The 25,652-nt window shown below is 32.2% G+C and carries 16 protein-coding genes, 6 pseudogenes and 1 CRISPR repeat array; of the genes and pseudogenes, 13 read left to right on the top strand and 9 right to left on the bottom strand.

The window, feature by feature from the left end:
- The first annotated feature begins 42 nt into the window (after nt 1-42).
- Nucleotides 43-1,464: a CRISPR-associated CARF protein Csx1 gene (gene csx1, locus CALKRO_RS12665; RefSeq protein WP_013431378.1), complete on the top strand. Its 1,422-nt coding sequence runs from the start codon at nt 43-45 to the stop codon at nt 1,462-1,464.
- A 132-nt stretch (nt 1,465-1,596) separates the two neighbouring features.
- Complete coding sequence (locus CALKRO_RS13715) at nt 1,597-1,743, top strand: hypothetical protein (RefSeq protein WP_013431377.1); 147 nt, start codon at nt 1,597-1,599, stop codon at nt 1,741-1,743.
- A 231-nt stretch (nt 1,744-1,974) separates the two neighbouring features.
- Here CALKRO_RS13715 and CALKRO_RS12660 read toward each other — a convergent pair whose 3' ends face one another.
- The 6 genes and pseudogenes from CALKRO_RS12660 to CALKRO_RS12635 form a co-directional block, all read right to left on the bottom strand.
- Nucleotides 1,975-2,214 (bottom strand): hypothetical protein, encoded by a 240-nt coding sequence (locus CALKRO_RS12660; protein WP_013431376.1) that lies wholly within the window; start codon nt 2,212-2,214, stop codon nt 1,975-1,977.
- 102 nt (nt 2,215-2,316) lie between these two features.
- Nucleotides 2,317-4,695: a hypothetical protein gene (locus CALKRO_RS12655; RefSeq protein WP_013431375.1), complete on the bottom strand. Its 2,379-nt coding sequence runs from the start codon at nt 4,693-4,695 to the stop codon at nt 2,317-2,319.
- Between the two features lie 409 nt (nt 4,696-5,104).
- Nucleotides 5,105-5,869, bottom strand: coding sequence for an IS21-like element ISCbe3 family helper ATPase IstB (istB, locus tag CALKRO_RS12650; protein ID WP_013429592.1), 765 nt, complete (start codon nt 5,867-5,869; stop codon nt 5,105-5,107).
- A 20-nt stretch (nt 5,870-5,889) separates the two neighbouring features.
- Nucleotides 5,890-7,093: pseudogene (gene istA, locus CALKRO_RS12645) on the bottom strand (IS21-like element ISCbe3 family transposase).
- Nucleotides 7,094-7,441: 348 nt separating this feature from the next.
- Nucleotides 7,442-7,672 (bottom strand): hypothetical protein, encoded by a 231-nt coding sequence (locus tag CALKRO_RS12640; RefSeq protein WP_013431374.1) that lies wholly within the window; start codon nt 7,670-7,672, stop codon nt 7,442-7,444.
- Nucleotides 7,673-7,943: 271 nt separating this feature from the next.
- Nucleotides 7,944-8,895: pseudogene (locus CALKRO_RS12635) on the bottom strand (transposase).
- 165 nt (nt 8,896-9,060) lie between these two features.
- Here CALKRO_RS12635 and CALKRO_RS12630 point away from each other — a divergent pair.
- The 4 genes and pseudogenes from CALKRO_RS12630 to CALKRO_RS13420 form a co-directional block, all read left to right on the top strand.
- Nucleotides 9,061-9,816, top strand: a pseudogene (locus CALKRO_RS12630) (transposase); the annotation flags it as partial.
- 521 nt (nt 9,817-10,337) lie between these two features.
- Nucleotides 10,338-10,721 carry a transposase gene (locus CALKRO_RS14195; RefSeq protein ID WP_408605137.1) on the top strand — a complete coding sequence of 128 codons (384 nt, stop codon included), beginning with the start codon at nt 10,338-10,340 and terminating at the stop codon, nt 10,719-10,721.
- 7 nt (nt 10,722-10,728) lie between these two features.
- A complete protein-coding gene (locus tag CALKRO_RS14190) occupies nt 10,729-10,998 on the top strand; it encodes a transposase (RefSeq protein ID WP_408605131.1) in 270 nt (89 codons plus the stop codon).
- 138 nt (nt 10,999-11,136) lie between these two features.
- Nucleotides 11,137-11,826, top strand: a pseudogene (locus CALKRO_RS13420) (transposase); the annotation flags it as partial.
- A gap of 608 nt (nt 11,827-12,434) precedes the next feature.
- Here CALKRO_RS13420 and CALKRO_RS12615 read toward each other — a convergent pair.
- From CALKRO_RS12615 to CALKRO_RS12610, 3 genes and pseudogenes are all read right to left on the bottom strand, one after another.
- Entirely contained in the window at nt 12,435-15,383 is a 2,949-nt protein-coding gene (locus tag CALKRO_RS12615; protein WP_013431373.1) for a hypothetical protein, read from the bottom strand.
- Between the two features lie 34 nt (nt 15,384-15,417).
- Nucleotides 15,418-15,699, bottom strand: a complete 282-nt coding sequence (locus CALKRO_RS14185; RefSeq protein WP_408605136.1) for a DUF975 family protein — start codon at nt 15,697-15,699, stop codon at nt 15,418-15,420.
- A 26-nt stretch (nt 15,700-15,725) separates the two neighbouring features.
- Nucleotides 15,726-16,174, bottom strand: a pseudogene (locus tag CALKRO_RS12610) (IS110 family transposase); the annotation flags it as partial.
- Nucleotides 16,175-16,485: 311 nt separating this feature from the next.
- Nucleotides 16,486-17,042: a CRISPR direct-repeat array (repeat unit 30 nt; unit sequence GTTTCAATCCCCAAAGGGGAGGCTACAAAC).
- 318 nt (nt 17,043-17,360) lie between these two features.
- Here CALKRO_RS12610 and CALKRO_RS12595 point away from each other — a divergent pair.
- The 7 genes and pseudogenes from CALKRO_RS12595 to CALKRO_RS12565 all read left to right on the top strand — a co-directional run.
- Nucleotides 17,361-17,934: pseudogene (locus tag CALKRO_RS12595) on the top strand (transposase); the annotation flags it as partial.
- 256 nt (nt 17,935-18,190) lie between these two features.
- The gene (locus tag CALKRO_RS12590; protein WP_041741798.1) at nt 18,191-18,382 is read left to right on the top strand and encodes a hypothetical protein; all 192 of its coding nucleotides are present in this window, start codon (nt 18,191-18,193) and stop codon (nt 18,380-18,382) included.
- Nucleotides 18,383-18,650: 268 nt separating this feature from the next.
- The gene (locus CALKRO_RS12585; protein ID WP_013431372.1) at nt 18,651-19,091 is read left to right on the top strand and encodes a hypothetical protein; all 441 of its coding nucleotides are present in this window, start codon (nt 18,651-18,653) and stop codon (nt 19,089-19,091) included.
- Nucleotides 19,092-19,220: 129 nt separating this feature from the next.
- Entirely contained in the window at nt 19,221-20,450 is a 1,230-nt protein-coding gene (locus tag CALKRO_RS12580; RefSeq protein ID WP_013431371.1) for a hypothetical protein, read from the top strand.
- Nucleotides 20,451-20,464: 14 nt separating this feature from the next.
- Entirely contained in the window at nt 20,465-22,153 is a 1,689-nt protein-coding gene (locus CALKRO_RS12575) for an Hsp70 family protein (RefSeq protein WP_013431370.1), read from the top strand.
- A gap of 15 nt (nt 22,154-22,168) precedes the next feature.
- Nucleotides 22,169-23,827 carry a hypothetical protein gene (locus CALKRO_RS12570; protein ID WP_013431369.1) on the top strand — a complete coding sequence of 553 codons (1,659 nt, stop codon included), beginning with the start codon at nt 22,169-22,171 and terminating at the stop codon, nt 23,825-23,827.
- Between the two features lie 24 nt (nt 23,828-23,851).
- Nucleotides 23,852-25,627, top strand: a complete 1,776-nt coding sequence (locus CALKRO_RS12565) for an MBL fold metallo-hydrolase (protein WP_013431368.1) — start codon at nt 23,852-23,854, stop codon at nt 25,625-25,627.
- The last annotated feature ends 25 nt before the right edge of the window (nt 25,628-25,652 follow it).

Here is a 25,652-nt window from a genome sequence, read left to right as displayed (position 1 = left end):
AAATTTAATAATGTTTGGAAGAATGAAGGGAGAAAGTTTTGGATGAAAGTAATATATCAGGTAGGAAGGCTTGATGATCCCAAGAAATCTACTCAAGAATTTTGTATAAAGAACTTTCTGGGCGAAAAGGTAAATGAAAGCGGCAGAGCTGAACTTTCGTCGTTTGTTTTGAGAGATTTTTTTCGAAAAAGAGGAGATGAGGCAAAAACTGTAATTGTGTATCCTGCAAGCATAGTTTTTAATAAATTTCTTCAAAACTACATACAACCGGAAGAACTGAAAAATGAGCTTTTGGATATTTTTACAAACCCTTCAAGTTATTTTAAAAACCCCTATGAATTTTTAGACAGAATACAGCTTGAGACAAGTAAGGATGAAAAGATTATTGTACACTCTCTTGGGGAGTATTTGGGATGGAACTTTGATGCAAACTATGATGATATTGTGCTTGAGATTCTGCTTGATATGATAGAAAGATACTTAAATGGTGAATTAGAAGAGCTATACCTTGACATATCAAGCGGGCACAATATTTATATTTCTGCAATTTTAGAGGCAGCAAGACACTTTGCTGTATTTTCTAATCTTATGGAGTGGATGGATGTGCACAAATTGCCAAAGATTTTTTTAGTATTTTCTGACCCGATTATAGGCAGTTCTGCAAACAATTTCGAAATACATATTCAACAACAAAATTTTACAGCATTTTTTTCTTCGCCAGTTAAACGAAAAGAGGCTGCAGAGTTCAACTTTTCATTTTTGAGAAATATTTATCCCGACCCAGAAAATAAGCAAATAAAAGGGCAAGAAGCAGTAAAGGTCAAGCAGCAGGTAAGAGAAAAAAGAAAAAAGCTCAGGGAAAAGATAGAGATGTTTTGTCTTTTGTTTTCGGCTATAAAAAACAACGTGCCACTTTATCTTTACTATCAGCACTACCACAGTGTAAATGAAATTAAAGATGAAATTTTACAACTTATCGAAAATGCCAAAGAAAAGCTCAGTAGCGACTACCAAAAATCACCAAATCTTAACAAAAGGGCTTATATAGATGCCATTTTGAGTTTAGGGTTTTACATAGGAATTGTAAATGTGCTTGAAAAATATAATATCACTATGTTCTGCCAGGACACAGGAATTGATCTTGATTTGATTAAGAGAAACTTTTTTGAGATTTATACAATATTTAGGCTTCCGACAAACTATGTGATGTTGAGCAATGAAATATCAAATACACAAAAGATGTTAGAACAAATTGGTGACATAGATAACTGGACAGGTCTTTATAAAATAATTGACCCTCAAAAGTTGCCAGGCGAACCTATTGACAGGAATTACTTTGCACACAGCGGATTTGAAAGAAATGTTACAGAGATAAGAACAGATGGAAAAAATACATTTGTAAGATATGCGTTTAATACAAATTTAAACGTAATTAACTGCTGGCTGAAAGACAGGATAGAGTAGCAACGGGGGAATATTTATTAAAAATTTCTTTGGTATAATCTGGGTTCAAGTTCGCACAATTTTTGGTCTGAAAAATTAAAAAGGAAGTATTATATAATAAGAGGAGAATATATTTTGGTGGGGTGATGAGATATGTCAATTGGCAGTTTGCTTGGTGCATCTATTATGTTAAATGGTATAGTTGGCGGCTTTAAGATATTTGCTACAGTTTTATGCCTTTCGATTCTAATAAAGGGAATTTTAAATGGGTTTAAAAAAGGGTTACAAAAATCTTGGTAGAGTTAGTCTATGAATTATGTTTGAATGTATCTGAAATTATGATGCAGGGAATAACTTTCTTTATCTGCCTCAACAAATCATATCTACTTTGTAATGTTCATCCTCTAAAAGTTTAAAATTTCCGATTGTGGCTGTATCAGAGTCAGATGAGATGCAAAGAAGTATGTATCTTGCTTCAATAAATTTTTGTAATTTTTCCTTGCCGTCACTGTTTGTTTCAAAAACAGCACGTCATGCAAGTTTTCTGTAATACTCAGGAATTAGCTCCTCAAGGTTGCTTTCATCAACAAAATTGGAATTAATATCAATCTGTTTTATGTAATTGAATTTTAATTCCTTATCATCTTTCTCTGCTTTAACAATACAAGGCTTAAATAAACCAAAAACAACAGTTATCATAACAGCAACCATAGCAAATTTAACCACTATCCTTACTCTTTTCCCAAGATTAACCTTTAAAAATTGATTCATGCAACTATGCACCTCCAGACTTAATATTAGTTGCTTGTACTAAATATATAAACATGCACACACAGGGTTACTATACTAATATTAGTAACCCTGTGTGCCACATTATTTCTCAAAAGCACTACCTAAAATTGAACCAAAATATTTGGCTTTCTTTAGAATTATATCCTGTGTAATTGATTGTTTCTTTGCTACTTCTATTTCTTTTTTTGTAATCGAATAACCTGGTTTAACTATTATACCAACAGTTTCTAAATCTTTACCTTGCTCTATATCTGACTTCACCGCCAAATTAGACCACCACCATCTCGGTATTAACTCTATCCAATCTTTTGCTATCTTACCATCTGATAATGGTATTGTTGGTTTATTATTAAATGTTACTCCATCGACTATTATAGACTCTACTGCAAAATATGGGTATGTTGTTTTGTCTTTATTTACAAACTCTGGGAAAAATCTAAAGATTATTGGAAATGTACTAATTAAAGCACCAGAATCCTGTGATCTAAACTTAAATGGCTTGCCGTTATTATCAAGCTCTGGATATCTGCTAGAAATAACCATTACATTGTATAAATGTGGCATTGCTGCTGGTACTAAATTCTTATAATCTTTTGTGGAATTTGCTTCAACAAAAATCGGTATTGTAAAATATTCTATATTATAATATTTGCTTAATATTGACTTGTCAGCAATCTTTTTATTCATTGCTTCTATTAATGTATAATATTCTGGTGCATAATAATAACCTTTTCCTATATGCTTACCTACTTGATCCTCAAAATTGTATCCTGCAAATCCAACCTTCCCTATAGGCACTTTTCCTGCTACAAATACTGGATAAAGATCCTGTGATATTTTATGATCTAGTAGATTTATTGGATCAAATGTTTTCTGATCTGGTGTATTGTAAACTGCACTAGCATATTTAGCTCCTAAATTCCATGCAGACTTAAAATCATCTAAATAGTCCATCTTGTTTAAAATATCATAGAATATATCTACAATATACTTTCTCTTATAGCTTAAACAAGCTGCCCTGAATGTCGAAGTTGATGTTGTAACTACATATAATGGCTGCTTTGATTTGCCTAAATTTAAATAGGAGTCTCCCAACTTGGATGCATTTTTAAAATATTCATTAGACTGCCCACTTGTTAGTTTTGCTCTCTTTAAAAATTCAAAATACCCTTTTGCGCTTATCTTACCGCTTCCTATTGCCTTATAAATTTTGCCTAGTTCTGTTAATAATGGTCTTAAATCCTGCTTGGAATATAGTTCTGTTATACTGTATACTTTCTCAAATGAGATTGTATATGGTTCAAGTTGAACTTTATATATTAAATACCCACTATTAGATTTTACTTTTGGTATTTTTGCTTTGGTCGGTTTTATATCAAGCGTAGGTTTAATATACATAAACTTTAAACTTATTGTAAATTGCTGTCCTGAATAATATTTTCCTTGCTTGAGAGGCATGCTTGACATTTTTACAGACACAAATGCATCTTTACCCAGCGACATTTTATATTTTTTAATTATAGAAGCCAATTTATTATAAACTTTTATATCAAAATCCTTGAGAAATCTTACAGAAAGATAAGTGTATGCTCTTGTCATGTCAAAATACTTCCAAGGTAGTAATTCAGCCTTAACATTGCTTTCACTAAATGATCCTACCTTTGATAGCTGTAAATAATCAGGGAATCTATCTTGTGCTCTATTTAAATCTGGCTCTACCTCCAAAACCAAATCACATTTCATATAAAATTCTCTTCTATTTTTGCTTATATACTGATTGTCATACAGATAAGTTGTATTTAATGTGTTACAATTAAGCTTAATAGGTGTAATTGCTGAAAACCAATTATAACGATAATTATACCACGATGCTACCAATCTCTCCATAAAAGAATTTTTAACTTTATAATCTATACTTGAATAGCTGCCTATATCATAAAACGGCTGTCCTATTCTGCGATAAAGTAAACCCCATCCAATTATTGGTTTATCCATAGTCGGATAATCCTTATCAATATCATATTTGGATTCTGCATCATCTAGTTCCATCTCATACAATATCCTGCAATATTTAGCCAGAGTTTCTACAGAAATATCATTTAACCTATACAACTTACCGTTCTTCTGATATATTACTGGATTAATCTCTCCTGGCTGCCATACTGGAACCATATATGGTGCTTCATCAACTACCTCATTATCTATATTACCATCGCTGTTGCTATTTGTATTATCTGCATATGCTTTAAATATATTCATCCAGTTGAACAACTTATCTGTATCAAAAGTCGATTTTTCTGTTTGGGTATTACTATCTGTAGGTTGCTGGCTGGTAATATCCTGCTTAACGCTTGACTTTTGGCTACAATTATAAAATACAGGACTTAATAAAGTCACTATAACAAATGTCACCACTACTGCCAATGATACAATTAACTTTGTCTTTAATTTAATCTTCATAATATCAACTCCCCTATTTTTTACTTTTATTTGATTTTAATATTTATATTAAGTTATTTCAATCCCCAAAGGGGAGGTACAAACCCTTAAAATCTATAAGAGCATAAGTTTGAATTAACAAAGATAATAATCTTGCTTTTACATCTAAAGCGTCTTCTTTTTTCAAGGTAATTATATCGTTCAAGTTTAATTTTTTCGGATTCAGTAAATTATTAAGTCTACCATCTACATCAAAACTAAAATTATTATTTTTGAATACATATACACCAAGTTTTCATTAACAAACCATAATGCACTATCTGGTTCATATGCAAATTTGGTTCTATAATTTAACTTAACTATGTTATAGTGTAAATGTCAATATCAAAATGAACAAAAAATCGAAAATAAAAATGTACAAAAAATAAACTTAACTTTGCTGGTTTGTATTGCTAAAATATGCTGTTTTTGACTGTAACCTGTATGAAGGACCTTTTATAAAAATCACGTAAGAATGATGCAGTAGCCTATCTAAAATTGCATTTGCTATTGTCGCTCCACCAAATATCTCTCCCCATTCTGAGAATACAACATTAGTTGTTATTATTGTACTGCTCTTCTCATATCTGCTCGATATCAGCTGGAAAAATAAATTTGCTCCATCATTGTCTATTGGCAAATAACCTATCTCATCTATTATTAAAACTTTATATTTTGAAAAATGTTTAAGCCTGTATTCTAATCTGTTCTCTATCAGTGCTTTTTTTAGCTGAGCTATTAACTCTTGAAAATGTATAAAATACGTTGAATACCTTCGTTTTGCACACTCTATACCTATTGCTGTGGCTAGATGCGTTTTCCCTACCCCTGGTGTTCCGACAAATAGTATATTTTCATTACCTTCTAAAAATCTCAAACTCATTAAGTCCATTATCTGTTGCTTGTTTATACTTGGCTGAAATGAAAAATCAAAATCTTCTATACCTTTTATAAATGGGAAATTTGCCACCCTCACACATCCTAATATCGCCCTTTCTTCTTTGGCTTTTATCTCTAAATTACTAAGTTCATATAATGCATCTGTCATACTTTTTTCTCCGCTTGCCACTAAATCTAAGTATTTGTCAAGGTTATTCTTTATGTTGTGAAGACCTAACTCTTCTAAGTTGTTAAGTAGTTTCACATAGTTGCTCATTTTTAGATTTTCTCCTTTCTTTAGGTTTTCAACAGATTATCAAATTTCTTTAGGTTTTCCTCACATATCTTGTTAAGCTCTTCTCTTTGACCAACTCTCATTAGCATTAGCTGTTTGTAATCTTCATCGTGATAATTGATATTTTTTTCATCAATAACATGTATCCTTAACAGGTTTGTGTTATAATAAATATAAATTTTGTTTTCCACCTCCTTTACTTGGACTGTCTTTCCTATGTATTCGGGTGGAACAGAGTATTTACTTCCCTTGTAGTAAATCAGAGAGTCCTTTTGGACTTTAACTGACTTGTCGGAATTTAGGTAACTGTCTATTAACCTTTTGTCTGGCAAGGGTTGTAAATACTCTTTTTCTTTTTGAAACAGAAGAGCAGGTGGAACTTGAGTTGTTTGATTTGGCTGCATATTGACCTTTGCGTTTATCTCTTTTATTATCCTTACTAAGTCCTCTTCTGTTTCAAATTCACCCTGATATGGCAGTATCCAATCTATGAACTTGTTTGCTGCTTCAACTTTTCCTTTTGTGTACGAATGTCTTGGTTTGCACAGTTTCACTTCAAACCCAAAGTCTTTTGCAAAACTTTTAAATCTTGAATTTACTTTAATTTTCTCACCTGTTATATCAACAACTGCTGCTGTATTGTCAAATAAAATCTCTCTCGGTACTCCGCCTATATCTTTGAATATTCTTACTTAGAGTTTCTATTAATTCTTCTTGAGTTTTTGTCCTGTTTATCTCAAAGCAGCAATATCTTGAATAACCTAATTTAAAATCAAGAACATTAATGATAAACTCCTCTCCATTTCTTGAGACAAGCTTTATATTCTCTTTCCAATCAACTTGCGCTTGCTCACCTGGATCTGTCTCAAATCTTGGGTGACCTTTTATTTTCTTCTCTGGCTTTAATCCTTTTTTCTTAACATACTTATTGAAGTTTGAATATGTTCCTATTGTCTCATCTTTTGATTTTAAATACTCATAAACACCCTTGACTGTAACTCCTTTGATAGCAAGCTTTGATTTTATCTCATCATAGTATTTGTCCAATTTACTTGGTTTATTTCTATTCTTAGGTTTTCCTTCATAACCCTCATAATATTTTTTAACTGTTCTTCTATCCATCCCATATATTCTTGCAAGTTCTGAAAAGTTAGGTTTCATTTTCATCGCCCTTATCATGTTTAAATGTGCTGTTAAGTTCTGCATTTGATATCCCTCCTCACTATGAGAAAGGATATCATATCAATGTACAATTTTGTACATCATTATATTCCACTTTCAGTACATTTTTATTTTATCATTAACAGTTATAGCCATTTTTAACTTTGTACATAAGTATCTTTGTTTATACTTATTGCCACACTAAATGGTACATCTCTAAGGTTTATGGTACCGCCATTTGTATTATCTTTATAAAAACTTGGGTCTATGTAATATTTTTATATACTCTTTTGCTAATCAAATTAACAATTAACTTGAACATATAGTATAAAACCTCCTATAATACTTATAAGTCCTTATATAGTCAAGCAGAGCATTAGGATACCAATATCCCTAATGCTCTGCTAATTTTAGTTGATTGATTATAATGCTTGTTAACTCATTTTTATACTTTGTCAAATAATCATTATATCCTTTTAATATCTCCAACAAAGCCTCTTTATCTGCTGTGATAGCATTGCTATCTTTGTTGATATATACTATTTGTATAGTATTTAGTATCTTAAATAAATTGACTAAAAACGTTTTTGTTATCTTTCCTTTTATAACTGGACTTATACTCATATTTATATCTGCTATATCGTTTAATTATTATTTGAACTTTCTTTTTTTATTCTCCTAATTTGTATACTGGATTTACTACGGTAACTTCTGTTATAGTTACTGTTTTTCTTATTTATTAGTAACTACCAGTTAACGTTAATATTATTTGCAACATCATTTTGTCCAGAAGGTGCTTTAACAACAGGATACTCTTTGCGAATTGTTAGTTTATCTATAGAATCTAATCAAGTTGTTGAATAAATAATTATGCCATTAATGTTATTATATAGAACTATAAATTACTCCACGTGTATTTAAAAGAAAATTTACAGTTTTCAATTTTTTGAATATAGACCTCTATCAAATAAGTAATCATTATTCCCCTCTACATGCCTCTTATATGTTCTAAAACCTCTTAACCTTACTTGTTCTAAATTGTATTCTCCTTTTAACTTCCCAAATAATCTTTCAATTTTTGTCCTTTGCTTATATAACCTTTGTCCTTCCTCACTTATTAAAAATTCCATATTTTTTACCCTCAAAATATTTTTTACATTACTAAAATCCTTACTATTTCTCTTATTTACCGCCGCTACAAACTTTATCCCAAGTCTATCTGCCACCTCAAACCACTTCGCACAATCATAACCTGCATCTGCTAATATCACATCAAGCCAAATATCTTAGATCAATACAAAAGTTCTACTACTCCTACTGTCATGGACATTTGCACGTGTCAACCACCATACTATTGGTATAACCTCATCTCCAACTGTTGCTATTACATGTAATTTATATCCATCGTAAAAACCTAAACTAATACATACTCCTATTCCTGCCTCTTTGTCACCCCTCGAACTTCTCAAAGGGGTAGAATCTATAGCACAAACTTTTGTCTGCGGAGCTATTTCTCTTACTAAAATTCTTGCTATTCCTTCTATATATTCTTCTTCAATTACTTTTGCCCATTTCGAAAAATATGTATGATCAGGGCTCTTTTCTATCCCTATAGCCTTTTTAAATTCTTCATCTTCGTTTATCTTGTATTCTAATTCCCTGAAGCTGTTTATCTTGTTTTTGACTTTGTAAACAAAACAAGCTATTATATGGCTTAACTTAATAAACTTCTTTGGTCTTCCTCTTCTATTGCTTTTTATCTTTAATCCTAAAGCTTTTATTACTTTCTCAATTTTCATAAGTATCTTTAAAAATTTTTGATTTTGTGTTTTAATAAAATCAGTCATTGCCATCCTCCTTTGTTAGGTGTTTTTAATAGCCTTTTGCAGAAACGCTCAAGATGAGCGTTATCAAGCTTTACATAGAATCAAAAAAGTCTGGTCACCCTCCTCATAATTGTAGTAAAATATGATTATATAAAACAAATCTTCTACTATGAGGAGGGTTCCAAAATGTTCAACACCAAACCTAAACAACTTTCATTTTTAGATTTATTCTCCCACCTAAAGGCTTTGGCTTTCTACAAGCCTGAAAGCCTCTTGGGCTTGTTCAATAAATTCATCGACTTGTCAAACTACATACCTTCTTCTTTCTACAATGCTTACTATAAACACTTTGGCAAGCATAGATACTTCTCCTTAGAATCTATGCTTCTGTGCTTCCTTGTCCAAAAATTACTCAAACTAAATACCCTTACACAGCTTCGCGCTGTTCTTCTTAACTCTTATGAACTCCGTTTATTTTGTAACTTAAATGGCAATGTCCCCTCTATTTCTACTTTCTCTCGCTTCAGAAAACTATTTAACAGTGAAATCCATAAACTCTTTCAAAATATCTCTATCCATGCACACAATATTTCTCTCCAACAATGCCCCCAAGATTCTTCAATCTTAATCTTCGACACAACTGGTATTGTCCCAAAGGTCCGTGAAAACAATCCTAAATTCATTCAATCCCTTTTGAAAAATACATCAAAAGCTAATCCTGAACTGTCTTCCGATAAAATCTACTCTCTTGTTTATTCTTCTTTGCCTAAAAGTGCTAACGCTAATCCTAACATCCGCCTTATGTTCGTAAATGGCCATTTCTGCTGGGCTTTGAAATTTGCTGTCATTACAAATGCTCTTGGTATCCCTTTAGCTTTGGTACCTCTGTTTAACTATGATTCCCCTTCCTCTGACCCACAAGAAGCAAAAGCTATCTCCGAGGGAGTTAAAATAAAATTGTGTCCACTGTATAATTAGTATTGAAATAATCATCAAAGGGGGTCATTGAGAATGAATAAAAACGAAATTTATTGAGCCTGCTAAAAACATGGCGCAAGAAGCAAGTATTAAATATGTATTGCTCCAAAGATGATCCTAACCGCCCAGCTCTAAAGCAACTCTTAGAAAACTTGCTCGATTGCTTTATGTTATCGGAAAGATCAGTCTACCTTGCTAAAAATGACAATGACAAAGGCAATGGTTTTTATTGAAGTAAAACTTGCAACACCTGCCTAACGTCTTGAAATCTCTGTCCCTCGCACACGCCCTTAGAATTTCCCACCTTCTATCCTCTTCTTTCCGCTACAAAAGAGTTGATAGTTCAACTACTTCCCTTCTTATGTCGCAACTACGTCAATGGTTATTCTTGAGCTTTCCCTTGTCCAGACTTTGAAAGCTTTGAATCTTCCATATTCCGAAAATGAAATACTAAAAATCAAAGAAGACCTTAAAAATGAGATTCAATTATTCAAACAAAGAGAATTGCCCACAAGTGCTTTTGCTCTCATCATCGACGGTTATTCAAAAGTGAAGTTAAGGACAATTCTAAAGTTAAACAAGCTACTTGTTATGTTGTCCTTGGTATCGACTCAAGAAAGGTAAAAAAGATATCTTTGGTATTCTGCCCTTTCTTCGGCAAAGAAAATAAGGCTGATTGGATGAAAGTTTTTGACGATTTAATTACAAGAGGTCTTAAAGAAGTTTTAATTGTCATAAGTGATGATTTCCCTGGTATTATAGATGCTGTCAAACTTGCTTATCCTCTTGCTGACCATCAACTGTGTTTTGTTCACCTCCAACGTAATGTCAGAAAACATATGACAATAGATTTAGCTTTCAGCTTTTAACAAGAGTTTGGACAAAATCAAAATCTCTTCTTCTGATTTCGATGAAGCTGTACTGAAATTTAAAGAACTTTGCGATGGATACCTTTCAAAATATCCACGATTTATTAAAGCAATATCAGAAAAAGCAGAGTTTTATCTTGCCCATATGAAATACCCTGAGGAATTAAGGAAGCATATTTATACCACAAACGCCGTTGAAAGTGTAAACAGCATGATTGAAAAGACAAGAAGTAAATTCAGGTGGATACTTTCAGACTGCCAAAGTCTTAGAAATTAATATTTACTTAACAAGAAGAGAACTTACGCCGTACAAAATGGAAAAATGGAGCTTTTCAGTATTAGAAAATGCATCAATAACATAACCCAACTTTACAACTTACGTTATAAATTGGAAACACAAAATTCTTGACAAGTCTCTATCTCCGACTCTAAAGGTTTAATTCCTTCGCTCAAAACTCTATTCTCCTACATCCCAAAAAATTTCTCTACCATCAATCGCCGACAGTGCTTTGGATTCCCACAACATATACTCCACTTTAAAAAATACTTTTAACTTCTCCAAAATCGTTATTCTTCTTAATACAAGAGCTTCTAAAAATACTACACCTACATCAAGCCCTAATATCGTTATTTCTGAAGATGGTGCTTCTTCTTGTAAAAAGTTCAATCAACCTTTTAAACCCGAAGGCAAATATCAGGGTAAAAATCGCTCTTTGCGCCTTAAATGGACTTGCCCTATGTCACAATACAAAGATGGCAAACGTGTCTGCTCTTGCCCTCAACCTTGTACTACCTCTAAATCAGGGGCAATAGTTTACACTTACCCTGACGATTTTCGCTCTTTCCCAGGTATAAACAGAAATTCTCAAGAGTTTTTAGACCTCTACAAAAAACGTGTCGCTGTAGAGCAGACTATTTACCACTTAAAATCCTACATGGGTTCTGATACTATTCTATCCTTATGACCATATTTCTATTTTCTCTGATTTCTTGCTATCTGCCATTACTTTTTCGCTCTTATTTATCCTCGCTCACAACATTAAGCTTTATTGCTTCTTTATTGACTATCAAAAAGCTTAACAAACTCAAAAAACTTATCGCTTAAAACCACTATTTTTTTGAATCTATTTCTTACAAAAAATTTATGGTTTTGTTTTTTATTTAGCCTTCTAAAATCAAGAAGTTTAGAAGGTTTAGGGTACTATTGTCTTTTTTAAAGTTGTTAATTTTCGTCATATGTTTGTTGCTGATTAATTTTGTTGGCATTGATAATATTTGGTTATCATTTTGCTTTTCTTTTTGTATCTTGATTGTATTCAATGTTAGTATTGGCATCTCTTACCTTCAATCACCACCCATTTTGCAAACGCCTATAGGTGTTTTAATCTTCTCTTCCTATAATTTTACATCAAGGAGGATGGCTTTTTATATATCTATTTATTATCTTTTATGTTAATTTCTTTTATTCAACAACCTATATAGAATCTAATTTATTATAAGTCAAATTGCTGCCTGTAGTAGTAATTTCCTTAAATGAATTGTGAATTTTGCTGTTATCTTTATGATAATTGTTAGTCAAATTATCAGGCAATTTTAATACATTATATAAAATTACCATTTAAACCACTACAATCATAACGCAACATATAATATAAACAATTCTTTCTATTTTGCTGCTTAAAAATGATTTTATCAAAGTATGACACCTCCACATTATTTTACCTCAATAATGCACTCACTCTTACTTCCATTGCTATTTATAATAGTCAATTTAACTGTGCCTTTTGACTTTATTTTTGCACTATTATTGTTTTTAATTTCTACTATATTAGGATTTGATACTACAATCTTATATTTAGCTCCACTACCAGTGGTTGCTATTGGTAATGCTACAGTAGATCCAACCTTAGCTATTATTTTATTTGTCTTAAAATAAGCTTTTGATGAAGGTAATACTTTAACTCTTATTGACATTGTTGGAAAAACAGTATGCCATGACCTTGCTTCATCATAAAACGGATGAGTCGTATAAAACCATACACTATTAGCAATTTTTTCTTCATTAGTAAATCCCCATGTTGTACAAGGGTTATTGACCAAAGTTGAAATAAGTCCATTATCTAATTTAAATACAAAATGATTGTTAAGCCAATCAACATTAGAATAATTGCTTTTAATATCAGGTGAAAATTGTAGTAAGCTCTTACCTAAATCCAATAAAAGTTGCTCATCTTCATATACTGGTATAATTTTTATAGTCCCTGGCTTCAATGCTTTAAATGTAAAATTACCTAGATGCTTTATCTCACTTACCTGTGAATTAGCTTCAGAAATTTTACCTTGACTTAATGTGTTAACATTATCTTCAGATACAATTATATAATTAAACTTTGTATTCAACATTCCATACCTTTGAGATACATTTATTTTAAAGGTATCTCCTTCTCTAACTACTACATCAAACTTATCAACAATTGGCTCATCCTCTACTGTAAGTAGCTTAAATATTAAATCGCTTTCTGCAAGATTTGCTCTATAAATTGGTATATTCTTAACGTAATCATCCATAAACTTGTTGTCTATTGAACTCAAACTTCCTGATTTGGGTAGCTTACCTATATAAATGCCATATGCAATGCCTTCTTTTCTAAATACTGGTTTTACTAAAATGTATAAGTCTACATAAGGGAAAACATAAGAAATATATACAAAATACCTGCTACCGTCTGCTGCTGAATCATACAAATTAAATCTGGCGTACGAGTTTAATTTAAATGGAGTCCAATAATCCAAACTATTGTTTATTTCTAACGAATCATAATCCTTACCAGTTTTAACTGTTACATAATTAAGAATCTTTCTTAAAATATTAATAGGAACCTGTTTTGCTTCTTCTAAAGACTTTGGTTCTTTCTTGTATAAATCCTGTGGCAATATATAATAATTTCTAACTTCATAATCACTCATGCTTCTACTGTCCAAATCCTTAAGAACCTGATCTATAGAAGTCACCTTTATAGGTGGTTCTTTAAATTTTGGAAATAATGCAAATAACCCTACTCTTCTGCATAATTCACTGTAATAAGGACTTGGTGCCCACATACCATTTTTGTCACGAAAATCATAATTAGGATCATTATTAAGAAATACCATAGGTGAATACATTGTAAGTATCCCGCTTTCATCTACCAACTTTCTAAACAATTTTTCGGCAAAACTTCTATTTGTTTTTAATAAATTTATAAATCCTCTTGGTGTGTGCCATTCTAAAAATTCATTTATAAGAGGCTTATTGTCCATGTGGTGACCTATAGTTAATATAGTTACAGGTGTTAATATATGATCAGTAGTAGTACCTAAAGTATCTGAGGACCAGTGCAATCCATATATATCATGAACATACCAAGCATGATCCAAATCCCAACTATAAGTATACAACGTGTTTAAACCCATATAAAAACCTAAAACTTCAGCTAAACGTGCATACTCTGAACATATACCATATCTAAAGTTCCATATGCCCATAAGAGGACTTTTACGCCAAGCATATTTTTTACCTTTTTCAGTGTTCCATTCGTTATCACTTTTTATTTTTTCAGCTGTAACAGTTGATACACCTTCTTCTAACCACTTGTAGTCATATTTTACTTCAAACATAAAAAATTTTTCTAATTCAAATCCTGCATCTACTAAATCTTTGCATCCTTTTGTCAATTCCTTAGCTTTTTGTCTTATCTCTTTCAATGTCTGTATTAAATATGGTATTTGTCCATCCCAAATATTAGCTATTTCAAGAAAAGTCTCTGTATAATAAATTCCTGTGCTCTGTAATGCTTGTGATATTGCAATCTTAAACCCTTCTGCTGATTCTGTAGTATCAAATGGCAGATCACGTAAATTTTCTGATGGCTGACTTAAAAAGTCCTTAAAGAAATTATAAGCTGACTCTAAACCACAAATATACATTTTACCTTGATATATAAATGAATATCCATTTAATGGTGCTATCTTTAATCTATCGGAAAAATATTGTCCAATTGGATTTAATGAAAAGAAATCTTTTGAATAAAAAATGCGCTTTGACTCAGGACTTCTAAATGTTGAATCTTCTTTAACATTGAAATACTTATAAAAATCCTTGTCTGTTATATTAAACCAAAATGGACTGTTTGAATCTACATAAACATACCTGTATTTGCCATTACTCTTTTTGTATCTTACAAACGCATTAATACTTGTAGAACTAATCGCAGTCTTCATAGCACCATACTTTTTGTCTAAAACCTCGTGACTATATAAATTGCTAGCACCTTTGCTAGCTCCATAATGAATAGTAATATTATTATATTCCAAACAATCATTAATCAAATCAAATAAATAATCGCCAGAAAACTCTATAATTATAGTATCTTCTAAATCTAAATATCCATATTTACTGTTAAAATCATTTATTACCTTGTTTAATTCATTGGGATTTATAGAATTTATCTTGTACACTACTGTCCTGCCTACTTTATTAATATTTGCAGCTTGTGTATTTGAAGACTGTGTAGTTGTAGATTTAGTATCTGCATAAACAGCTGCTGTATTTGATATACATAAATTTGTTAATAATGCTAGAATAACAATAATATTAATTACTTTTTTAGTTTTATTTTTCATTTGATTCCCTCCTTAATAAAATATGAACATCTTATTAAATCATATATTGACTGGAAATTTCACTATTTACATATTCCTTACCTGATAATTTTTTGTATAAATAATACGATGTCACTGATATATAGGGTGTAACATATATAAATAATATACCTAAAGTTAGCATACCTAAAATGTACCATCCGATAAAACTAAGGTAAAACAATAATACTTTGAGCTTGGCTTTCTTTGTAATCCTAAAGCACTCTTTTATTATCTCAATTATAGAAACATCACTATTTTCATACAATATATAATTTGCTGGAAATAATGCTAATATAAATATAATTCCTCTCTCAATATACCTCTCATCTCAGCGTATATACCTCGGGTATATTTGGTTCTGTGTATCTTCCATCCTTCACAAGCATCGCTATCGTTTTTGGATCCTTTATATCACTCTTAGTTTGCGTATTATCATCGAGCTCCTTGCTCCTCTTCACGTGAAAAGGATTCACTAATACCACTTTTATGCCATTCTCTCTTAAGTACTGCTCAAAGCACAGCCAGTAATGCCCTGTAGGCTCTATCCCTACTATCATGTTCTCCTTGCCATTAGCTTTCATTATCTTATTTGCCCAATCCAAAAATTTCTCCATACCTTCTTTCCTGTTCTCAAACTCTATTCTCTTGCCAAGCTCCACTCCTCTAAAATCAAATGCTCTTCCAACATGCCTTTCCTTTGCTATGTCTACTCCTACAACTAAAGTTTTCTCTGTCACTTGTAATATCTTCTCATTTTGTGTATACTTCAAAGAGGGTACCTCCTTTGTTTTGTTTTTTCGTAAGTTGTACAACTTACTTTATTAATTTTATCAGGAGGTACCTTATCTTTTCAAATCTCATTTCTCGTCATTTTCACTCATTTTCGTTCATTACAGGAATGCTGGTATAATAAATGTTATCAGACCTATAGGAATTATCAGTTGAGTTAATAAATATAGCAACACCACCTTATATATCAACTTGTCACTAAATCCTACAAAAAATGTACTAAAAGGTGGTTTACCACCTTTTGCTATCTCTACATAAAATGCTACAGCTCCAAATGACAATATTGAATATAGTTTCAATCCCCAAAGGGGAGGCTACAAACATATCTTTCGTACTTACATACACTTCTTTCCCTGTGTTTCAATCCCCAAAGGGGAGGCTACAAACCCTCACTGCTGTCTCAACTGCATGTAACAAGTCCAGGTTTCAATCCCCAAAGGGGAGGCTACAAACCCTCACTGCTGTCTCAACTGCATGTAACAAGTCCAGGTTTCAATCCCCAAAGGGGAGGCTACAAACTCTTTACTCTTTTTTGCTTCTTTTCCTCTTTCTCTTGTTTCAATCCCCAAAGGGGAGGCTACAAACCGTGGAAAAAAGGGCTGCTAAGTAATTACGATGTGTTGTTTCAATCCCCAAAGGGGAGGCTACAAACTCACGAAATTGAGGAGGTTGATTTAAGATGGCTATAAGTTTCAATCCCCAAAGGGGAGGCTACAAACAGATGAAGAGAATTAATGGACGACTGGAAGGTATTAGTTTCAATCCCCAAAGGGGAGGCTACAAACGAGGCCGGGCAACATATACACGACATCCATTATCGTTTCAATCCCCAAAGGGGAGGCTACAAACCCGTGGATAGGTTGAAGAATGTCACAAGGAACAAATGGTTAAGTTTTCAAGCTGTAGTATGTTATTTCTATTATACACCTCAAAAGCATGAAAGTCAACACATACCAGAAATTACCTTTTGCTGTCGACCCCCGGGGGTTTTTGGGGGGATTTCAGGTCGACAGCAATTGGAAACTACAAAATCAGCGTAGTAAAGAAAATAGTTAATACAAAATATAAAATGGAAAATAACACCTTAACAAAAAAAGAAAATATAAACTGAAATGCAAGCAATAACATTTAGCTAATGTAATAAAAATTCTAATTTTTTATGCTCATTTGAGAAGCTCGAGAGATGACAAAGAAGCAGGAATAGGAGTATGTATTAGTTTAGGTTTTTACGATGGATATAAATTACATGTAATAGCAACAGTTGGAGATGGGGTTATACCAATAGTATAGTGGTTGACACGTGCAAATGTCCATGACAGTAGGAGTAGTAGAACTTTTGTATTGATCTAAGATATTTGGCTTGATGTGATATTAGCAGATGCAGGTTATGATTGTGCGAAGTGGTTTGAGGTGGCAGATAGACTTGGGATAAAGTTTGTAGCGGCGGTAAATAAGAGAAATAGTAAGGATTTTAGTAATGTAAAAAATATTTTGAGGGTAAAAAATATGGAATTTTTAATAAGTGAGGAAGGACAAAGGTTATATAAGCAAAGGACAAAAATTGAAAGATTATTTGGGAAGTTAAAAGGAGAATACAATTTAGAGCAAGTAAGGTTAAGAGGTTTTAGAACATATAAGAGGCATGTAGAGGGGAATAATGATTACTTATTTGATAGAGGTCTATATTCAAAAAATTGAAAACTGTAAATTTTCTTTTAAATACACGTGGAATAATTTATAGTTCTATATAATAACATAAATGGTATAATAATTTATTCAACAACTTAATTTTAATCATTACATTTATCACCGTCTTAAAAAAACAAAGCTTTTTGCAAGATATTTTGTAAAGTAAAATTTGAATAAATTTTATTTTGCATCTGAATAATTAAAAACGAAGGTTTTATTCGCATAAATTTTGACTTTGCAAGTCTTCTTCTGCGCATTATAATGAACCTTACAAGTCTTGAGAAAAGCAAATAAAGAGGGTGGTAAGCATGTCAGAACTCTTAATAGATTTCATCAAAATGTCAAAAGAGAAACATTCGCAAAAGTGTTTGAAAGACCCCTGCAAAAATACTTTGGATTACAGAATGTTATGTTATGACTGCATAAACAGGGGTAACTTTCCAAGAAAGAATAACTGGAAAGTCAAGGATTATAACTGCCAGAACATGATATATTACTAATGCGGTAAATTTACTTTAAAACTTGTGCAGAAGTTTGAATACTTGTTAGAACAGAATAAAACACAGAGTTCCAGATTAGGATTAAAGTATTTTCTCTTGGGTGCGGTTCATGCACAGATTTTCTGGCATTTGAACGTTTTATGGACAAAAAACACAATTTTGAAATAGAATTTTACGGCTTTGAAAAAATCATTTTTGGGCAGGTATTAAAAACTTTATAAAAAGCAGAGTTTCAAATCCAAGCAATATACACTTTGAAGTTATTAACATGGACATTGCAAGTAATTTTCAAAAAATAATTAATCTCAAGAAGAAGAAACCAAACATAATTAAATTTCATTATATGCTTTCTGAGATGGCAAGGTATTATGCATTAGAATATGTTTGCCTATTTGCTAAGTATTTTGTTGAAGCTGCGTTTAGCATATTGCCTTCTTTATCAATGATGCTGTTAAATAATACAAATGTTTCAGAATATTATACCCGTCTTCGTACTGAAGAAGTCAGGGGAATACATCTGTTAAAGCCTCTTGCAGATGTTATGTTGAGAAAATTAAAGTATTATTTCCCATACAGACCGCAAGATTACGGCTTGAAATTTGGCAGTCCGCAATCTTCTTTTCAAGTGGACTTTTCAAGAATACCTGAAGAACTAAAAAATTATTTTACATGTGGAGTGAACTTAGAAGTGTCCAGCTTGCACTTGTGAAAACTGAAGGATTGATAAGCAAATGAGCTTAATTTAAAGAAAATTGAAGTTACTAATAAATATGAATTGGGTATATAAATATAAAAATGTTAAAAAATAAAATCAATTGTTTGAAAGGGGACTTAAAATATGAACGAGTATGTTGGCAGAGAAAAAAATATGATCGTGCAGGGAATGGAGACTAAAAATGGAAATTATGAAAAGCCAAATTACAGGTTGTTTTTGAGAAATGAACTTAAAAATGTGCTGGAATTTGAAAAATTTCAATTTGAGCTTGAAGTGCTTACAGCTGCAGGTGCCAGTAAGTGCTTAAAAGAAAATAGCAAATTTACCAGCTTATTAAAGTTTATAAAAGAGAAGCTTGTTAAGTACCAGTTTGATTTTAAAAAAATTCAACTGATAGAGGAATATATATATTCAGAGAACTTTGCATTCAGACTTATTGTAAATGATGGCTTAGAAAATATAAAAAAGGATAGATTTATAATTGAAGCGTTTGTAAGGAGTTTTATAGTAAGATATTTTGCAAATGAAATGAATGAAAAGACAGAAGATGTTTTTAACAATATAAAAAGAAGCCTTTATGAAATCTGTGGCGAAAGAGACCCTCAGTTTTTCGGAGAATTAAACAGAAGATTGATTATGATTGACCCAAGATCAAAAACAGCGTTTAAGCAATATATGGAGATGGCATCATCATACAAAAATGAAATAGAATATATTTATAACAAACTATTTGAGGAAGCCAAAAAAAGAGGTTTATTAGTATACAAAAGAAATGCGATAGAGAATAAAAATTTAGAATCTGTAGAAGAAAAAAATATAAAACAATCTTTAGAAAATACAACCAATTTAGAGAACCGTGAATTAGAAAAGCTCAAAGAAAAGATTGAAAATTATGAGCTAATGCTTAATATATATCAAGAGCAGATAGAAGAACTAAAAGCAATCAACTCAGAACTTCAAAGAGAAAAAGAGGCTCTTTTGCAGGATAGGCAGCAACTGCCTGAAAAAATTCTTATAAAACTTTTCAACGATTTGAATTCACCACAGTTTGGAAATTTATTGGACAGAATTTACATATATGCAAATGGGTTTGAGCAGGCAGACGTCGGCACGGCGCATGAAATATTCACAAACTTTCTTGCAGTGTTAAGTCTGTACAATATCATAGGACATTTGGACAGAGAAGAATACAATTCTGAAATAAATGTCAAAAAAGAAGAGATAGGTGCAATATACAGGAGCGACAAACCTGTGCAATCTGCCAAACAGACTTTTGTTGCGAAAGTGCTCTATCCCAGATGGACTTTGAATCAAAAGATAATTGCACACAAGTTTGTAAAGATAATATCTTGAGGGGGATGATAAAAATGCACATTGGCATTGACCTTGGCACAACAAATACAGTTGTATCCTATGCTAAGCGAAAGGCAAGAGGCGGAGTTGAACCGCATGTTATGAAGATAACACAGCTTGATGAATACAACAATTCGGTTCAGGAAGAAATATTGCCTTCAGTTTTGTTTTTGGACTTTGACAAAAATATTGTTGTGGGCAAAAAGGCAAAACAGATGAAACAGTATCATCCAAAAAGGACAATATCAAATAGCAAGCGATATATGGGCACCTCTGCAATTTTTGAAATAGATGATATGAAATTTACCCCTGTTGATGTTGCTGCTCATATTTTGAAGATGTGCAAAAGGACAATTGAGTTAAATTCGGGCGAAAAACCTGTTCAGCAGGTGACAATTACAGTTCCGGCATCGTTTAACACAGATCAGATAAGAGATACACGCAATGCTGCCATAAAAGCAGGATTTGATCCTGAAAAGATAAGAATAATTCCAGAACCAACAGCAGCTTTCATTGACTTTATAAACGACCAGTTTGAACTTGTTGAAGAGGATAGAAAAATTGATATTTCTACTCCCAAAAGAGTGCTTGTTTTTGACCTTGGGGGTGGGACGTGCGATATTGTTGTGATGGACGTTGTCCAGAGTGAAAACTGTCTAAAAGTTGAAGAAAAGGCTGTTGGCAGGTATAATGAACTTGGCGGAATTGACTTTGACAAAGCAGCTACGAAATATTTGCTTAGCAAATTTTATGATGAAAACAGAATAAAAGAAGGTGATATTGAATCTGATGAGCAAACACAAATGGCAAACAAACTCGTGGTATTTTGCGAGAAGGCAAAAGAGTTTTTTTCAAACCAGGTTATGTTAAATCCTGAGATTGAAAAGACAAATCCATCGTTCAAGATTAACATTCCAGAATTCTGGCGTGGCAAATCATGGCTTTTTAGCATTACACTAAAAGAATACAATGATGCAACCAGAGATTTGTATTATTCCTCAGGAACAAAATTAAAGACAATTGAAGAGTTTGAAAAGTGTAAAAACATAGTTGATCCTATTTTTGAAACACTTGAAAGATACGAAATTGATAAAAATTCAATAGATTATGTTTTTGCAACAGGAGGAATGAGTTTTTATTACAGGATAATTCAGAGATTAAAAGAACTTTTTCCAAAAAGTCAGGTTATAAGAGCTCCAAATCCAATTGAAGCTGTGGCAAGAGGTGCGTCAATTTTTTCATTCTATGAGGTAGAAATAAAAAGACAGACAGAAAAACCTTCTGTTTTAGACATAGCTGTAAGAAAGGAAGCTTCTGCCGAAATGGAAATTGTAACCCGAACTGTTTTGGCAGAGGCTATAATGATAGACGTTGAGGAAGGGCTGCCAAGGGAGATAATTACCAAAAACCAGCCCGTTCCTTACAAAGGTGTGATTAAAAATTCTTTCAGAGTTTCAAGCCCAAGTGGCATAAAAATTGATATATATGCAGGGGAAGATCCTTATGACTGTAAAATGAGAATTCAAAAGTCGTTTATAGGCAGCTTCAGATCCCCTGTTACACCAGGCACTCCTATTGATATAGAATACGAAATAGACGAAAACAAATATTTAAAACTCAGAGTTATTGTTAATGACAGTATGAATCCTCCAATAGACCTTGATGTTGACTCTGACGTGAAGACTGCAAAACAAAAGGTATGAAGGAGTGATTTTAAGATGGACAAGGTGATAAAAGACTTCGGAGAACTTGATATTAATCTTTTTGAACCTTTTTATCGTCCAGATGAGGGAATTTTTGAAGGTGCTATTGTTGGGACAAACAAGATTAATTATGTTTCAAACAGACTTTTTATGTGGATGTTTTCAAAAGAGGATGTTGAGGAGTTTGAACTAATCTTTGGGCTTTTACGCCAGCCAAAGTATGGTTATGTTCGCTCAGAATTTAAAAGAAAACTCATATTTCAATGCAACAAATTGCTCAGGGAGGGAATTTGTCCTATTGAGCCGATGCTGTATGCATCGAAAACTGTCAATAGAATTATTTCAAATGACGTAGAGGATCATGAAGACATTTCAGATGTCATCTATGAAGTTGCCAAGTATGATAGAAATATGGCAGTAAAAACTTTGGAGCACATAATATCAAAATGGAGCTGGTATCCACAGATAAAGATTGCGCTTTTAGCAATTGGTAAAATTTCTGACAGCGAACTTATTCAAATGGCATACAGCAGATTTTCAGATATCAAACATTTGAACTATATAAAGTTTGAACTTTTAAAAATGCTTGTATATTCAAAAAATACAAATTTTATTAATCAAATGATTTTTCTGCTTACCACTCTTGAAAGAGATAATACAACAGATAGAGCAATTGCAAACTTTTTTAAAGAAAAATTTGCCAGATACATGGGAAAAGAAGGTGTAATTGAACTTAAAAATTATTTTGAAATAAACTACAATTTTCTTAAAAATTTTGCAAAAAGCATTATTCAGGCAGTTATAAAAGATTATATGGCGGAAGAGTCAGCAGAAAGCCAGAATAATCATGCTGAAAATATCAAAAACAGGTCAGAAAAAAACTTTACTTATTTTAAACAGCTTTGCATTGCTTATTCTAAGCAGAAAATGAATGAAGATTTTAAAAAAGAGATATTAAATTATCTATTTGACAGCAACTATTCGGCTTTCTCTTCTATGGTTTATTGTTTAAGATATACAAAAGATAAAGATTTGGCTCCGTATTTGGAAGATGCTGTTTTGAAAAGAAAAGATGCAAAACTGGGAGATTATAAAAACGCAATTTTGACGCTCGGCTTTTTAGGTGCAGACAGTCTTAACTTTGTAAAGGAGCTTGTTCAAAAAGAAAAAGACCTGAAATATGCTGAGTATGCGTTTTTTATAGTACAGGGTTCAGAAACATACTGCACACTTATGGCCGATGAACTGCTTTTATGTAAAGATTTATCAGCTCTTTCATCAATTCATCGCGTTTTGAAAGAGGTAATAACAGTAAGTTCAAAGCTGAGGGAAATTATTAAAGAAAAGTTAAAAAACATTTTGCTTAATGACAACAAAAATATAAGAAGAATAGCTCTGCTGAATATACAGCCATACTGGAAAAATATAGTTGACAAGGATATTCTAATATTTTTATATGAACAAATGGGCTATCCAGACAAGCCTGTAAAACTTACAAGCGAAGAGCAGGCAATTGTTCTGCAGATAACAAAAGATGTGCTGAACAACTTTAGCAAATCTGATATATACAAATATTTGGATTATATTCGAAAAAGAAGCGATTTTGATACAAATATAAAACAGGCAGCAACACGTATACTGCTGAATGAATTTGAACCTGCACCGCCTCAATAAAAGCAATAGCAAGCAGGTGATAAAATGACTTCAGAGGTACATGAAAGTTACAAAGCTCTTGCAAGAAATGATGTTACTGAACAAAAAAGACTGTGCAGAGAACTTTATAAATCCGCATATTACATTCCCAGTTTTCTTTTTTCGTCAAAACTAATTGATATGGGAGAAGAGATCGAAAAAATTATTTATATTGCTTCACTTGCTAAAATGGGCTATACAGATTTAGCATTTCATATTTTTGAGTCAGAAAGGGAAAAAATAGAGAGATATTTACTGATATGCAATGAGGAAGATTTAAATATTGCTTCAGATTTGCTGTTTTTGGTTGAGGAATTTGAAAAAGTTCCAAAAGAAATTTCAAGAAGGATGGATAAGGTTTCTGGGAATCTGCATAGCTGTTTTATCTGGAATGAAATTAGAAAGCTAAAAGAAAATTTAACAACATTTAAACTCTGTTTAAGTGGCAAAAACGATATTGTGAAGATAGTAGAAGATACAGACGATGCTTTTGTCAAAACACGTGCAAGTTATTGTCTTTACAATTTGGGAATTGTGGAGTGCAGGAAGCATTTAACTGAAAAATATTTGAGGCATGAAGAAAAAGTAAAATTGGGGATTGATGCTTCTGATGACATCTATTATTTTGAGAATTTAGAGGATATTTCAAAAAAGGTGTGGTATTTTAATTATCAAGATGAGCACATGCATTTTTTCACATATCCTGAATATAACATACATTTTTTGAGATTTGAAAATGAAATTTTAGTTATCGACTGCGGAAGTCAACCAAGAGAATTTTGCATTGTTGACATAGAAGGATTTTTAGCACAAAAAGGTTATTCAACAAATATGATAAAAGCTGTTTTAATTTCTCATGCGCATTACGACCATTACAGTTTTGTCCAGTATCTGCCTCATCAAATACCAGTTTATGCCACCAAAGAGACAATTGATCTTATATTCATCATGAACAGGGAATGTCTGAGAGGAAAGAAAATTAACTTTATCCAATATGCAGAAGAGTTTGAGATTGGCAAATTCAAAGTATCAGCGTTTCCAAACGGACATATTTTGGGTTCTGCAGGGTTTGACATTCATTTTGGCAACAGAAGACTCATATACACAGGTGATTTTTCTCTGCACAGTCAGATGATATTGGAAGGCATGTCATTGCAAGAAATTTTGAAAAAAGGAAAGGTAACCTATCTTGTCAGCGAACACACATATGGAATGAAAGATTTTGCTATCAAGTATGAGGATGCTGCAAGGTGTTTGGCACATGCGGTGGATTTTCTGGTAAAATTAAAACTGAAGGTTTTTATACCTGCGTTTTCTATAGGCAGAGCTCAGGAAGTTTTAGCAATTATAAATGCCTATTGCAGAACAAGACCGAAGGTGATAGTTGACGGGCTGGCAAAAGAGATAAGTCTTTATTACTTAGAAAAAAGAGAGAAAAATTTTTTCTACAATGTTAGTCTTGGAAATTCAAATGATGTTGAAAATAATATTAAAAAAGCAGACGTTGTGGTTGCAAGCTCTGGTATGCTTCAGCCAAACAGCATTGCAGTAAAGTATGTTCAACTTTTGAACGGCAGTGCATTTGGGTTTATCAAAAGCGGATATATAGAAGAACAGCAGTATATTCATGAGATGATAAAGGTAATAAAGAATTTTGAGGTTCACTATTTTGATATTCCTCTTTCTGCTCATTCTAACTACTTTGAAATTTTACACACATTAAAAATTTTAAATCCTGAAAAGATTATACTTGTTCACGGGCAAGGATTAAAAGGGCTATGAAAAGCCCTTTTTTTTATAAAAAAAT

Origin of the sequence: Caldicellulosiruptor kronotskyensis 2002 (assembly GCF_000166775.1) — a bacterium.
Classification (GTDB): domain Bacteria; phylum Bacillota; class Thermoanaerobacteria; order Caldicellulosiruptorales; family Caldicellulosiruptoraceae; genus Caldicellulosiruptor; species Caldicellulosiruptor kronotskyensis.
The sequence above is the reverse complement of the archived record's forward strand: the minus strand, read 5'-3'. Positions and strand labels throughout refer to the sequence as shown.

What these genes read in the sequence shown, in the direction of transcription:
- CALKRO_RS12660 (WP_013431376.1), bottom strand. Translation starts at nt 2,214, where the DNA reads ATGAATCAATTTTTAAAGGTTAATCTTGGGAAAAGAGTAAGGATAGTG.
- csx1 (WP_013431378.1), top strand. Translation starts at nt 43, where the DNA reads ATGAAAGTAATATATCAGGTAGGAAGGCTTGATGATCCCAAGAAATCT.
- istB (WP_013429592.1), bottom strand. Translation starts at nt 5,869, where the DNA reads ATGAGCAACTATGTGAAACTACTTAACAACTTAGAAGAGTTAGGTCTT.
- CALKRO_RS12565 (WP_013431368.1), top strand. Translation starts at nt 23,852, where the DNA reads ATGACTTCAGAGGTACATGAAAGTTACAAAGCTCTTGCAAGAAATGAT.
- CALKRO_RS12590 (WP_041741798.1), top strand. Translation starts at nt 18,191, where the DNA reads ATGTCAGAACTCTTAATAGATTTCATCAAAATGTCAAAAGAGAAACAT.
- CALKRO_RS12580 (WP_013431371.1), top strand. Translation starts at nt 19,221, where the DNA reads ATGAACGAGTATGTTGGCAGAGAAAAAAATATGATCGTGCAGGGAATG.
- CALKRO_RS12570 (WP_013431369.1), top strand. Translation starts at nt 22,169, where the DNA reads ATGGACAAGGTGATAAAAGACTTCGGAGAACTTGATATTAATCTTTTT.
- CALKRO_RS12585 (WP_013431372.1), top strand. Translation starts at nt 18,651, where the DNA reads ATGGACATTGCAAGTAATTTTCAAAAAATAATTAATCTCAAGAAGAAG.
- CALKRO_RS12615 (WP_013431373.1), bottom strand. Translation starts at nt 15,383, where the DNA reads ATGAAAAATAAAACTAAAAAAGTAATTAATATTATTGTTATTCTAGCA.
- CALKRO_RS12640 (WP_013431374.1), bottom strand. Translation starts at nt 7,672, where the DNA reads ATGAGTATAAGTCCAGTTATAAAAGGAAAGATAACAAAAACGTTTTTA.
- CALKRO_RS12655 (WP_013431375.1), bottom strand. Translation starts at nt 4,695, where the DNA reads ATGAAGATTAAATTAAAGACAAAGTTAATTGTATCATTGGCAGTAGTG.
- CALKRO_RS12575 (WP_013431370.1), top strand. Translation starts at nt 20,465, where the DNA reads ATGCACATTGGCATTGACCTTGGCACAACAAATACAGTTGTATCCTAT.
- CALKRO_RS13715 (WP_013431377.1), top strand. Translation starts at nt 1,597, where the DNA reads ATGTCAATTGGCAGTTTGCTTGGTGCATCTATTATGTTAAATGGTATA.